At 59.4% G+C, this 13,122-nt stretch carries 9 protein-coding genes; 2 read left to right on the top strand and 7 right to left on the bottom strand.

Annotated elements, in window-relative coordinates:
• Window positions 1-76: 76 nt before the first annotated feature.
• Entirely contained in the window at window positions 77-1,273 is a 1,197-nt protein-coding gene (gene glf / locus CHU71_RS01590) for a UDP-galactopyranose mutase (RefSeq protein WP_147759955.1), read from the bottom strand.
• A 296-nt stretch (window positions 1,274-1,569) separates the two neighbouring features.
• Between glf and CHU71_RS01585 the strand changes: the two genes are divergently transcribed.
• Complete coding sequence (locus CHU71_RS01585) at window positions 1,570-3,654, top strand: N-acetylmuramoyl-L-alanine amidase (protein ID WP_147759954.1); 2,085 nt, start codon at window positions 1,570-1,572, stop codon at window positions 3,652-3,654.
• A gap of 79 nt (window positions 3,655-3,733) precedes the next feature.
• On the opposite strand, the gene CHU71_RS01580 is transcribed toward CHU71_RS01585, so the two are convergent.
• From CHU71_RS01580 to serS, 6 genes are all read right to left on the bottom strand, one after another.
• Window positions 3,734-4,570 (bottom strand): HAD family hydrolase, encoded by an 837-nt coding sequence (locus tag CHU71_RS01580; protein WP_114976688.1) that lies wholly within the window; start codon window positions 4,568-4,570, stop codon window positions 3,734-3,736.
• A 111-nt stretch (window positions 4,571-4,681) separates the two neighbouring features.
• Window positions 4,682-6,229 (bottom strand): glycerol kinase GlpK, encoded by a 1,548-nt coding sequence (gene glpK, locus CHU71_RS01575; RefSeq protein ID WP_147759953.1) that lies wholly within the window; start codon window positions 6,227-6,229, stop codon window positions 4,682-4,684.
• A gap of 45 nt (window positions 6,230-6,274) precedes the next feature.
• The gene (locus CHU71_RS01570; RefSeq protein ID WP_005529455.1) at window positions 6,275-7,015 is read right to left on the bottom strand and encodes an MIP/aquaporin family protein; all 741 of its coding nucleotides are present in this window, start codon (window positions 7,013-7,015) and stop codon (window positions 6,275-6,277) included.
• Window positions 7,016-7,042: 27 nt separating this feature from the next.
• Entirely contained in the window at window positions 7,043-8,755 is a 1,713-nt protein-coding gene (locus CHU71_RS01565) for a glycerol-3-phosphate dehydrogenase/oxidase (protein ID WP_147759952.1), read from the bottom strand.
• A gap of 323 nt (window positions 8,756-9,078) precedes the next feature.
• Window positions 9,079-10,902, bottom strand: a complete 1,824-nt coding sequence (locus tag CHU71_RS01560; RefSeq protein WP_147759951.1) for a 1-acyl-sn-glycerol-3-phosphate acyltransferase — start codon at window positions 10,900-10,902, stop codon at window positions 9,079-9,081.
• A gap of 129 nt (window positions 10,903-11,031) precedes the next feature.
• Entirely contained in the window at window positions 11,032-12,288 is a 1,257-nt protein-coding gene (gene serS, locus CHU71_RS01555) for a serine--tRNA ligase (protein ID WP_049064282.1), read from the bottom strand.
• Between the two features lie 65 nt (window positions 12,289-12,353).
• Between serS and CHU71_RS01550 the strand changes: the two genes are divergently transcribed.
• A complete protein-coding gene (locus tag CHU71_RS01550; RefSeq protein WP_131771495.1) occupies window positions 12,354-13,088 on the top strand; it encodes a GntR family transcriptional regulator in 735 nt (244 codons plus the stop codon).
• Window positions 13,089-13,122: the final 34 nt, after the last annotated feature.

Below are 13,122 nucleotides of genomic sequence, written 5' to 3'. Positions count from 1 at the left end.
ACTCCATAGTGTGGTGTGTTGAGTGGAGTGTTGGGTGGTGTGTTGAGTGTTAAGTGTTCTGTTGACGGAGTTCGGCTTAGTGGCCGCGCTCCTGCTCAAGCGCCTTGCCCTCGTTCCAGAACGGAGCCAGCTTGTTGTCAAACATGCTCAGCGCAGAGGCGATCGCCATGTGCATGTCGAGGTACTGGTAGGTGCCCAGGCGGCCGCCAAAGAGAACCTGGTTCTCCTTCGCCTCGGCCGCAGCGCGGCGTCGATAAGCCTCGAGCTTGGTGCGATCCTCTGGAGTGTTGATTGGGTAGTAAGGCTCGTCGCCCGACTCAGCGAAGCGCGAGTACTCCTTCATGATGACGGTCTTGTCCTTCGGGTACTTATCCTGCCGCTCCGGGTGGAAGTGGCGGAACTCGTGGATGCGGGTGTAGTCAACGTCAGCATCGTTGTAGTTCATCACCGGGGTGCCCTGGAAGTCGCCGGTCGGCAAGACCTCAAGATCAAAGTCCAGGGTGCGCCATCCCAGCTCGCCCTCAGAGAAGTCGAAGTAGCGATCCAGTGGGCCGGTGTAAACAACCGGCGCATCCGGATTCTCTTCGCAAACTTGTTCGCGAACCTCGAACCAATCGGTGTCCAGCTGGACGTCGATAAGCTCGTGGTCTGCCATGTTCTCCAGCCATGCCGCGTAACCGTCTACTGGCAGGCCCTCGTAGGTGTCATTGAAATAGCGGTTGTTGAAGGTGTAGCGAACCGGCAAGCGGGTGATGTTGCCGGCCGGCAGCTCCTTCGGGTCGGTCTGCCACTGCTTGGCGGTGTAGTCGCGGATGAAAGCCTCGTACAGCGGACGGCCGATCAGTGCGATGGCCTTTTCTTCCAGGTTCTGTGCCTCATCGACATCGAACTCGCCTGCCTGATCCTTGATGAGCTGACGCGCCTCATCCGGCGAGTAATACTTGCCGAAGAACTGATTGATAAGGCCCAGACCCATCGGGAACTGGTAAGCGGTGCCATCGTGCATGGCGAACACGCGGTGCTGGTAGTCGGTGAAATCAGTGAACTGATTGACGTAGTTCCACACGCGCTCGTTAGAGGTGTGGAACAGGTGCGCACCGTACTTGTGCACCTCGATGCCGGTCTCTGGCTCGGCCTCGGAGTAGGCGTTTCCGCCTAGGTGGTTACGGCGCTCGACGATGAGCACCTTCTTGCCCAGCTGCGAGGCAGCACGCTCGGCCACGGTCAAGCCGAAGAATCCAGATCCAACAACGATGAGGTCATAAGAAGTCATGCCACCACCTTATTGCAGATCCCGCTCACTACCGCGGAGGACACCCAGATAACACGCATTAGAAGTCTTCCCAAGAATGCACTCTCGATGCGTGTCGCAACAAAATTCACAGCAATAACAGAAGTAACATCTTGCCCAACTGTTAACTTTTGTATGCGGTTTTTAGCTGTCGAAACCTCCTGCACTGGTTAACTGCCATTTCCAGCTTTCCCCGCGTAGTGCGCTAAGCGCTCTCGGTGCGTGAGCATCCATCACGTGCAGTCCACACACGCTACGCAAAACCCTAGGGAGAAAACGTGCAATTACGACTACGACGCCGCATTGTTCCCACCAAGTCGAAGTGGTCCACGCCGCTCATCGCCGCAGTCACCTCGATCTCCATGGTCGCGGCCGCTGCCTTCGGCAGCAATCAGGTCCTGCGCACGCAGGAAAACGGCTCCGGCCCAATTGACGTTTCCTCGGCCTCGACCAGCTTTGGCGATGGCGAGACCGTCATTGTCGAAGACGCCGCCATCTCCGCACAGGGCGAGGGCGACGGCCCCCGCGCCGTGAAGCAGTTCCACCGCGACGAGCCTTTCTCTATGTTCGCCGTGACCTGGAAGGGCCCCCGCGACGTGGCAGCATTCGTGCGTGCAAAGCAGGCCGACGGCTCGTGGACGCAGTGGTACGACATGGATTCGTTGAGCTACAACAACGACGACCCCAACGCCGTCAACGGCACCGAGCTGATCTACACCGGAACCACCAACGACGTGCAGGTTTCCATCAGCAATGTGGACCTCGTCTCTGGTTCCAACCTGGATGAGAGCTTCAAGGAGACCGAGGTGGAGCCGGGTGCCGCGGAGTCCCTTCCAACCGAATCTGCTGCACCTTCCGAAGCGGCACCTTCTGAGGCCGCACCTTCCGAGACTTCCGTTCTCGACCAGGCAGCCGAACAAGCCGCCGAGCAGGCCGCCAACCCTCGTCCGGCTCCGCTGCCATACAACGTGGGCGCCATCGCTCCTGTAGCTGACGTCGAGGAGCTCGGTGCCGAAAGCCCCGAGCAACCGGCAGGGCAGCCGGCGGACGCTGCTAACACCAGCGTCGAGGGCATGGAAGCTGTCTTCATCGACGGCAACGCACAAGCTGGCGAGGCTATCGAGCAGACCGCCGTTACCGACGGCATGCCGAAGGTTGTCTCCCGCGCGGGCTGGGGTGCTGACGAGTCCAAGCGTTGCATGGGCCCGACCTACGACAACGGCGTCAAGGCCATGACCCTGCACCACACCGCGGGCAACAACAACTACACCAAGGCTGACGCGGCTGCACAGATGCGCGGCATCTACCAGTACCACGCCGTGAACCTCGGCTGGTGTGACATCGGATACAACGTCCTCGTGGACAAGTTCGGCACCATCTATGAGGGCCGCTACGGCGGACTCGACAAGGCTGTCCAGGGCGCACATGTCGGCGGTTTCAACTCGAACACCTGGGGTATCTCCATGATTGGTAACTACGATCAGGCTGAACCAACCCAGGCAATGCTCAACTCCGTGGCTGAGATCGCTGGCTGGAAGGCCGCTATCTCCAACATCGACCCTCGCGGTTACGCGGACCTACGCTCCGGCGGTTTCAGCGGCTCCAAGTTTGCCGCGGGACAGATAGCTCACGTTCCAGTCTTCCACGGACACCGCGACCTGCACTATCACACTTGTCCAGGCAACTACACCGTTCAGCACTGGAATGAGATCCGTAATGCGACTTACAAGAAGTACCAGGCTGTAAAGAGCGGCTCTTCCGGTACCGGCTCCTGGGTCACCCCGGGCACCGGCAACGCTGGCGGCAATACTGGCGGCAACACCCCGCCGCCGGCAGCCGGCGTCCAGTCTTCCCTTGGCGGCACACAGGTTCCGGTCGCCGTCATCCAGGCCGTCGCAGGCATTGCCGCTGCATTGGTTGCCGTCCTGCTCAGGCGTTCAGGCACAAGCATTGATGGCGGTCAGAAAGTCGTCGGCGGTCTCACCGCCGCTGAGGTTCCGACTGTGGTCAACAAGGTCGTCCAGCTCTCCGGCACCCCAGGTCTCCAGAAGTCTTGGACCGCCATCTTGAATGCCTTCGGACCGGTTCTCGGTTTGGCAGTAGGCGGCCCAGATGTCAACGCTGGCGTTGTCTCGCAGCTCTTCGAAAACGGCGTGGTGCTCTCCTCCAAGGAAACCGGCACCCACGCGCTGGTGGGCAAGGTCGCCAAGACTTGGGCTGAGAACGACAACTCCACCAAACTCGGACTGCCGACGACTGATGAGATTTCCACCGGCAACGGTCGCGAGATCCGCGTCAACTTCCAGGGCGGCTACATTCAGTACGACCCTGCGACTGAGAAGATTAACGTCTTCACCAACTAAGGCGCCGCAGACAGCATAGAAAGAGCCGTCCTCCTACCTCACCGGAGTTGAGGAGGAGACGGCTCCTTTTGCTATCGGTTTAGAACCACTGCTCCAAGACTTTGGCGACGCCGGATTGGTGGTTGGCCACGGTCACTGCATCTGCGGCCTCTTTGACGTAGGGATGCGCATTATCCATCGCCACGCCGTGACCCACCCAGGAGAGCATCTCAATGTCGTTGGGCATATCCCCGAACGCGATGATGTCCTCACGGGCCACACCGAAACGCTCGGCGAGCCACTCCACCCCTTTGCGCTTGGTTACATTCGGCGCCGCAACTTCGAGGATTCCTTCGTTCATCGAGTAGGTGACATGCGCAACCGTTGGGTCAACCCGTGGGGCGATGAGTGAATACAGCTCAGGAGCAGTGAAGTGAGTGTTGCGGACCAGCAGTTTTACCGCGGGTTGGGAGGCAAGCTCGTCGATGCTTACGAGGCCGAATCCGTCAAAGAGCGCATTCTCTGAATAGTGGGGCTCCACCACAAAGAGCTCTTCGACTGGGTCCGCCAACGAGGAACCGGTGCGCTCGGCGCCAAACCCCACTCCCCCATAAGGCGCCAAGGCTTCTTGGGCCACGGCGATAACATCACTGATGGCGGCGGGCTGTAATTCATGTGCGCTGAGGATCGTATCGGCGGCGGAATCATAAATCACGGCGCCATTCGACGTCACGCATACAGGGCGCACGGTGAGCTGTTCAAGAACGGGCGCAATCCAGCGGAAAGGCCGCCCAGTCGAAAGCGCAAAGTAGGCACCCGCACTAACTGCGCGGGCGATTGCTTCACGGTTTCGCCGCGTGACACGGTGATTCCTGTCCAAAAGAGTTCCATCAATGTCACTGGCGATAAGGCGCGGTGCCGACTGGGGATGGACCATGCCTCATAGTCTACGTGCCCCACAGCTTAGGACGTGGCTCCACATCTTAAGATGTGGAGCCACGGAGGTTTTGTTCTAACTACAGTCAGCAGTTTCAGTACCTAACTGCGACTACTGGATGGTGTCATCCTCGTCCGAATCCTCCCAGTCGAGGGAGCGCTTGATGGCGCGCTTCCACTCGCTGTAGAGGCCAGCGCGCTCCCCCTCTTCCATCTGCGGCTTCCAGACCTTGAACTCGCCGGCGCCGGTGTCCAGGATCTTCAGGTCCTCGAAGTAACCGGCCTGTAGGCCAGCCGCGAAGGCCGCACCTGTTGCGGTGGTCTCCACGTTCTTCGGACGGTGGACCTCCACGCCGAGGATGTCGGCCTGGAACTGCATCAGCAGCTCGTTGTGGGTCATGCCGCCATCCACGCGCAGCTCGGTAATCTCCACGCCGGAGTCAGCGACCATGGCATCTGCCACGTCACGGGTCTGGTAGGCAGTCGCCTCCAGGACCGCACGTGCAATGTGGTTGCGATTTGCAAAGCGGGTCAGGCCAACGATGACACCGCGTGCGTCCGGACGCCAGTACGGTGCGAACAGACCAGAGAAAGCAGGAACAAAGTAGACGCCGCCGTTGTCTTTCACGGAACGAGCCATGTTCTCAATGGACGCAGCGTTAGGAATCATCTGCAGGTTGTCACGCAGCCACTGAACCAGGGAGCCACCCATGGAGACGGAGCCCTCGAGTGCGTAGACCGGCCTCTCACCTTCACGCTGAAAGCAAACCGTGGTCAGCAGGCCATTCTCGGAGAACTTCGGAGTGGTACCGGTATTGAGCAGGAGGAACAGGCCGGTGCCGTAGGTGTTCTTTGCAGAACCTGGGCGGAAGCAGCCCTGGCCGAACATAGCTGCCTGCTGGTCACCGAGGATGGCGTGAATCGGAACGCCCGCCAGCGAACCGCGGGAACGCACGGTGCGGAAGTCGCTCAGAGACGGGCGAATCTCCGGCAGCATGGAGGTAGGAATTCCCATCTCCTTGCACAGTTCCTCGTCCCACTTGAGAGTCTCGATGTCCATCAAGAGGGTACGGGACGCATTAGTGACGTCGGTTGCGTGCAGAGCTGGCTCATCGCCATCGCCCTCAGCACCGCCGGTGAGGTTCCACAGCAGCCAGGTATCGATGGTGCCGAAGAGCAAGTCACCAGCCTCGGCGCGCTCGCGAGCACCCTCGACGTTATCGAGGATCCATTTGACCTTTGGGCCTGCCGGGTAGGAGTTGATGACCAGGCCGGTGCGGCGACGCCACTTGTCCGGGCCCTCTTCCCCCGCCAGCTCCTTGCAGATCTGGGTGGTGCGGGTGTCCTGCCAGACGATTGCGTTGTAGACCGGTTCACCAGTGTTTTTATCCCACACAACGGTGGTCTCGCGCTGGTTGGTGATGCCCAGTGCAACGATGGACTCGACGGCGACGTCGCCGTTGGCCAAAGCCTCGCCGACAGCACGGCGGGTGTTGTCCCAGATTTCCTTCGGGTCGTGTTCAACCCAGCCCTTTTCCGGGAAGATCTGCTCGTGCTCGAACTGGCCGACAGCGACCTGCTCGCCGTCGTGGTTGAAGATGATGCAGCGGGTGGACGTAGTGCCCTGGTCGATTGCTGCTACGAACTTGTTTTCGCTCATGGGTTTACTCCTTGCGTATTTCTAAAGATGCGGTGAGATGCGTATTTAAGCCAAAGCCATGGAAAGGAAACCGATGGCTACTGCAGCGAGCATCGGGGCGACGATTGGTACCCAGGCATAGCCCCAGTTGGCGCTTCCCTTGTCCTTGATGGGAAGGACGAATGCGTACATCAAGCGCGGGCCCAGGTCACGGACCGGGTTGATGGCGTAGCCGGTTGGGGTACCCAGGGAAAGGCCGACCGAAACGACGACGAATGCGACTGCGAAATACTTCAGTGCACCAATCTCACCGCCGGAAGGACCAAAGGCAATGAACATCAACAGTACGCAGGTACCGATGAACTCAGTGACCGCATTCCAGAAATTATTCGGGTGAGCAGGGCCAGTGAAGAAGATGCCACCAGTGGAGGCGTTCGCACCGGTTTCATTGCCAGCTTCGTCGAGGTTATTGGCGTCGAAAAGCTGCTTGAAGGCCGCCCAGGCCAGCAAGGCGCCGAGCATTGCGCCCAAAAGCTGGCCTGCGATGTAGGCAGGAACGAGGTTCCACTCAAGGCCGCCGTTGATGGCAACCATCAAGGTCACGGCCGGATTGAGGTGGCCGCCGGATGGGTCCGCCACGCTGGCGCCCACGAAAACTGCCATGCCCCAGCCCAGGGCAATGACAATCCAGTCAGATCCTTTAGCACCGGAGGTGCGCAGGTTGACCAAGGCGCACACGCCGTTACCCAGCAGGAGGAGCAGGGCAGTTCCGATGAACTCCCAGAGGAAAGCATCCATTGCGGTCATGCTTTTAGTCTTTCTCTTGAATGGTCCTTATACCTGCGGCTTACCTGCCGCGCGCACGAGGATGTCGTTTGCTTCTTGATCGGTAAGTGCTGCCTCAGCCTGGAGCTCAGCCTCAGTGTGCTCCTTGAATGCAGCGATTTCTGCTTGCTTGGTAGCCTCATCCCAGCCCAGCAAAGGCGCGATGAAGTCGGCCACCGCATCGGCGGAATCGACGCCGCGATCGGCGTACTCAATGGCGATGCGCAGTCGGCGGGAGAGAACGTCTTCGAGGTGCAGTGCGCCCTCATGGGTGACGGCGTAGCGCACCTCGGCCCACAGGTAGTGCTCCGCATTCGGCAGCGGTTTGAGCAGCTCAGGGTCGTCCTCTGCTGGAGCCAGGACTTCGCCCAGCAGGGAACCGTAGCGGCCGAGCAGGTGCTCGATGACGTCCTGGTGCACTCCGTAGCGCTTAGCCAAGGACGGTACCTGGTTAGCCAGCGCATGGTAGCCCTCGGCACCCAGGATTGGGGTGCGTTCGGTGACGGACTCTGGGACGTCGAAGGACAGCTCCTTGACGGCCAGGTCAACGGCGTCCTTACCGATGACGCGGTAGGTGGTGTACTTGCCGCCTGCAACGGAGACGAGGCCCGGAGCAACCTTGGCCACGGCATGGTTGCGGGACAGCTTGGTGGTGGTGTCGGACTTACCGGTCAAAAGCGGGCGCAGGCCCGAGTAGACGCCGACGATATCGGAGCGGGTGATAGTACGGGTAACGCGCTGGTTGACCTGGTCGAGGATGTAGTCGATGTCAGCCTTGGTCGGTGCTGGATCTGGCAAGGACAGACCCTTCTCCCAGTCGGTGTCGGTGGTACCGATGATCCAGTACTCGCCCCATGGGATGACGAAGAGCACGGACTTCTCGGTGACGAAGCACAGGGCTGCGTCAGCGTCGAGGGCATCCTTCGGCACAACGATGTGCACGCCCTTGGAGGCGTGAACAGTGAACTTGCCCTCCACGCCGGCCATCTCCTGAATCTTGTCATTCCAGACGCCAGTGGCGTTGATGAAGACGCGGCCCTTGATGGTGGCCTCGCGGCCGGTTGCGAGGTCGCGAACATGCGCACCGATAATGCGGCCGCCACGATCCTTTTCGAAGCCGATAACCTCGGTGCCGGTACGCACGTTGGCGCCGAACTCGGCGGCGGTACGCAGGACGGTCATGGTGTGGCGGGCGTCGTCGACAAGCGTGTCGTAGTAGCGCACTCCGCCCACGACAGCGTCGTCCTTCAGACCCGGCGCAACCTTGAGCACGCCCTTGCGGGTCAGGTGCTTCTGCATAGGAACGCTCTTTGCACCGCCCATGAGGTCATACAAAGTAAAGCCACCGAACATCATGACGCGCTCCCAGACTGGGTGGGTGAGCGGGAAGATGAATTTCAGTGGCTTAACCAGGTGCGGCGCGAGAGTCGACATGTTGAGCTCGCGCTCGTGGAGTGACTCGGCTACGAGACGGAAGTCGAGCATGGCCAGGTAGCGCAGGCCGCCGTGGAACATCTTTGAGGAACGCGAGGAGGTACCTGCTGCGAAATCGCGGGTCTCCACTACTGCCGTCTTCAGGCCACGGGTTGCGGCGTCAACGGCAGCACCCGCACCCACGGAACCGCCGCCGATGATGACAACGTCGTATTCCTCAGTGGAATAGTTCTCCCAAGCCTTCTCGTAGTACTCCGGATTGAAACTTTGATTGCTTAGCGTGGCCATTACTGACCTCATCTCCTCTCTTGCCCCTGGCGCCACCTTGTGCAAGGACGCTACGGTGGCTAATGGAGCCTCATCGTCGCCCAAAGTGGTCCATTCCCCGCCTCGGGCCTTGAAGATCTTTTCTCCTGGGATTCATGTTAAAGGTCACGGCGTGGTCGCGAATGTGAAGCTACTCACCCGTAACTTTCGCGTGGGCCACCAGCAATTTTCACGAGTTTTTATAAAGGAAACAAAGCTCTTTCACCCCAATTAAGGGGGAGTAGTGGACATAGAAGAAGGGGCGTCTGGTCATATCCAGAGCCCCTTGGTTGATGCGGGTGGTACTAACGGCGCGTATTAAGCTTCGCCATTGCTTCGAGCACCTCAGGAATGCCGGCACGATCCGCCGAATACGTCACCGAGGACGCCTCCTTCACCAGCTCAATCGGTGCGGTCTCCAGGGCCACTACCTGCGCATGGTCGAGATAGACCTCGTCGCCATCCTCTCCTGCAAAGACAGTAATGTCCTTAGGCTCAGCGGCAACGGTGTCCAAGATACGTTGCGTTGCATTCCAGCGATTAACCTCAGCTGCTACCACGACGAGACCAGCAGGAGTATCAATGAGGCCGATACCTGGCACCTCTCCGAGCTGCTCCGCCACTTCATTCAGCTCGCGCTTGATATGACCGGAAACAATGTCATCGCCCTCACGCGACCACTCGACGACCATGTGAGGGATGGATTCGATGGCGGTGACGGTGGCGTCGTCAAGCGCATGCACGGCGATCACTTCGGAGCCGTGCTTGACGACGCCTCCCTGATGCTCAATCCTCCATAGTTCTTGTTGGATCGGATCAAAGGTCGAGTCAGGATGCTGCGCCGCCTGCGGCGACACCAAGATGAGGATCTCCGACTCGGGATAGATTCCAGCGAATGCATCGTGCAGACGCGTGGTGATGGAGTCGCCGTCATAGTTCATCGCAGACTCATCGGCCACAACGATGCGCGGGATCTGCGTGAAGTTAGCCTTCATGCGATGCGGCAGGCGGGAGACGATAAGGCGCGACTGCGTCGCGGCGCTGAGCAAGCCCTGCTCCACGACAGAACCGGCGAAGACCTCCTTGCTGCTTGTCGCAAGATTAGCCTGAGCTTCTGCAACGTCGAGCTTGAGTTGGGCCATGATCTCCGTGACTTTGTCGCGCCCTTCCTCAAGCCCGCGGGTAGCCTCCTCGAGGACCGAGTTCAAGTTCTCCTTGACCCAATCAAGTGTCTCTGGGGCCGTATGCTTAAGCTCTTCGAGTTCGTCCGTCGAAGGCTTGGCGGTGATAGCAAGACGTTCCCTGAGCAGCTCGGAGGTTGCCTCGGTGATGCGGGTCTTGAGCCCCATCAGATCGTCACGGAGGCGGCGCACACGGTAGCGCTCCGACTCCACGGCCTTGTCCTCGCGCTCGGCTTCCTCCAGGGTGGGCGCTCCTCCACCCATGCGGGCAGGAACCCAGAAAGCGCCCTTGGGCATGGGGCCAAACTCGGCCTCGTAATCCTTCCACAGGCCCTCAACACCGGCCTGCATGCGGCGACGGATTTCGGCGGTGTCTGCCTCGACGTCGCCAGTCGGCGTAAATGGCTCCAGTGCCCGGATCAATAGCGGGGTGTTGCTGCGGCCCAGGTTCTTCTTCTGCCCTTTTGTCCAGATGCGCTGCGAGCCAAAGACCACCATGGGAATGACGGGGACGCCCGCTTCATAGGCGATGCGGGCCGCGCCGCTGCGCATGCTGCGAATCTCAAAACTGCGGGAAATCGTACCTTCGGCGAAAACGCCGACAAGCTCGCCCGCCTTCGCCAGCTCGATCCCGCAGCGGATGGATTCGCCCCCGTCGATGCGATCGACTGGAACGTGACCCATCATGTTCAACAATGGGCCCACAACTGGGGTTTTGAATATGGCGGCCTTGGCGAGGAAACGCACCAGACGCTTCTTTTGATGCGGAATGAAGCCACCGAATACGAAGTCCATGTAGCCAGTGTGGTTGACCACCAACACTGCGCCGCCTTTGTCAGGAATGTTCTCTTCGCCCCACGTACGGATCTGCAACCCCTGCGCGATGGTGACACCTCGGGCCAGGGTGACAATTCGTTGGTAAAAGAAGTCTTTAATTGCGTTCATCATGGTCCCCTGACGAGTGGCGGATTGGATAGAGCAGTGAAATCAAAGCGCTAAAGGGTCTGGGATACACGGACCCCCGGGCTGCAAGAACCCGGGGGAGAGGCGTACATAATCAATACTTTTTACAGTCCCTTATTTCGGACGCAGAACATCCTTGCCCACGAATGGGCGCAGTGCCTCAGGAACAACAACGGAGCCGTCAGCCTGCTGGTGGTTCTCAAGGATGGCTACAAGCCAACGGGTGGTGGCCAAGGTGCCGTTGAGTGTTGCAGCGTACTGGGTCTTACCATTCTCATCGCGGTAGCGAGTCTGCAGGCGGCGCGCCTGGAAAGTGGTGCAGTTCGAGGTCGAGGTGAGCTCGCGGTAGCAGCCCTGGGTAGGAACCCATGCCTCGTTGTCGAACTTGCGGGCGGCAGAGGAGCCGAGGTCACCACCAGCGATATCGATGGTGCGGTATGGCAGCTCCATCGCAGCAAGCATGTCCTTTTCCATATTCAGCAGCATCTGGTGCATCTGCTCTGCTTCTTCTGGCTTACAGAAGACGAACATCTCCAGCTTGTCGAACTGGTGGACGCGAAGAATGCCGCGGGTGTCCTTACCGTGGGAACCAGCCTCACGGCGGAAGCAGGAGGACCAACCGGTGTACTTCAGAGGGCCATCGCTGAGGTCCAGGATCTCATCCTTGTGGTAGCCAGCGAGGGCGACCTCGGAGGTACCAACCAGGTACAAATCATCAGCAGGCAGGTAGTAGATCTCATCGGAATGCTGGCCCAAGAAACCGGTGCCAGCCATGATGTCTGGGCGAACCAGAACTGGCGGGATCATCAGCTGGAAACCTGCTTCACGCGCCTTCTGCGCGGCCAGCATGAGCATGCCCAGCTGCAGGAAGGCACCGTCACCGGTGAGGTAGTAGAAGCGAGCGCCACCAACCTTGGCACCACGCTTGACGTCTATAAGTCCAAGGGACTCGCCGAGCTCGAGGTGATCCTTCGGCTCAAAGTCGAATTCTGGGATAGCGCCAACCTCTTCAAGGACGATGAAGTCATCCTCGCCGCCCGCTGGTGCTCCCTCGACCACGTTCGAGATCTGGAACTGAAGATCGTTAACCTTTGCCTCAGCCTCAGCTAGCTCAGCCTCGGCCTTCTTGACCTTTTCCTTCAGCTCATTGGAGCCCTCCAGAAGAGCAGGACGCTCTTCTGGGGAAGCTTGTCCAATTTTCTTGCCAAACGCCTTCTGCTCGGAACGCAGCTCGTCTGCCGCCAAGATAGCGGAACGGCGAGCTTCGTCGGCAGCCAGGAGCTGATCGACAAGAGCTGGGTCCTCCCCACGGGTGACCTGGGAGGCACGGACAACGTCTGGGTTTTCGCGGAGGAACTTAAGATCAATCACGTTGAAAAGCTTACCGCACTACATGAGCCTTGCAGTGGTAATAACCAGCGAATTATTATGTGAATATGACCGCACAAATCATCACCGACGGACCAGTCCCCAAGCATGCCCAGCTTCGTGACATCCTCACTGAGCTGTGCAACACAACGCTCAAGCCAGGGGACATTCTCCCTGGTGAACGCATTTTGGAGGAGACGTATGGCGTTTCCCGCATCACGGTTCGCCGCGCCATCGGTGATCTTGTGGCCGCTGGTCGCCTACGGCGAGTACGCGGAAAAGGCACTTTCGTGGCCCCTAATCCCCTCGTTTCACGCCTTCACTTGGCCTCTTTTTCCGACGAAATGGGCGCACAGCACGTCCACGCTTCGAGCAAAATCTTGTTAGGCGGGCGGGCATCAGCCCCAGATGAGGTATCCGAGTTCTTCGGCACCGATTCCACTTTGACCCACACTCACCTTCGACGCCTGCGACTGGGCGACGGGGAACCCTATTCCATCGACGACGGTTGGTACAACTCTTCTTTTGTCCCCAACCTCCTAGAAAATGATATTTACAACTCTGTCTACGCCATTTTGGACTCTAATTTCGATCTGCCGATTACCGAGGCAGACCAGACAGTAACTGCTATTGCGGCTGACCCGGAGATCGCCGAGCTTCTCGACGTCGAACCTGGAACCCCCTTGCTGCACATCATCCGCAAGTCCCGCTCAGGCGACCGTCCCGTCGAGTGGTGTTCCTCCGTTTATCGGACCGACCGCTACCGTCTCACCACCCGCGTGAGCCGCGCCCTCGAGAACTAGCGACCTTCTTCCACGCAGGCCGCATGGGCGAGCG

It is taken from the genome of Corynebacterium sp. LK14, from assembly GCF_008042215.1.
In the GTDB taxonomy this organism is placed as follows: Bacteria; Actinomycetota; Actinomycetes; order Mycobacteriales; family Mycobacteriaceae; genus Corynebacterium; species Corynebacterium striatum.
Note: the sequence above shows the minus strand (reverse complement) of the source record. Positions and strands in the feature narration are given on the sequence as shown.

Coding starts and splice junctions, on each gene's coding strand:
- CHU71_RS01560 (WP_147759951.1), bottom strand. CDS start 10,902: ATGATGAACGCAATTAAAGACTTCTTTTACCAACGAATTGTCACCCTG.
- CHU71_RS01550 (WP_131771495.1), top strand. CDS start 12,354: ATGACCGCACAAATCATCACCGACGGACCAGTCCCCAAGCATGCCCAG.
- glpK (WP_147759953.1), bottom strand. CDS start 6,229: ATGAGCGAAAACAAGTTCGTAGCAGCAATCGACCAGGGCACTACGTCC.
- glf (WP_147759955.1), bottom strand. CDS start 1,273: ATGACTTCTTATGACCTCATCGTTGTTGGATCTGGATTCTTCGGCTTG.
- CHU71_RS01565 (WP_147759952.1), bottom strand. CDS start 8,755: ATGGCCACGCTAAGCAATCAAAGTTTCAATCCGGAGTACTACGAGAAG.
- CHU71_RS01580 (WP_114976688.1), bottom strand. CDS start 4,570: ATGGTCCATCCCCAGTCGGCACCGCGCCTTATCGCCAGTGACATTGAT.
- CHU71_RS01570 (WP_005529455.1), bottom strand. CDS start 7,015: ATGACCGCAATGGATGCTTTCCTCTGGGAGTTCATCGGAACTGCCCTG.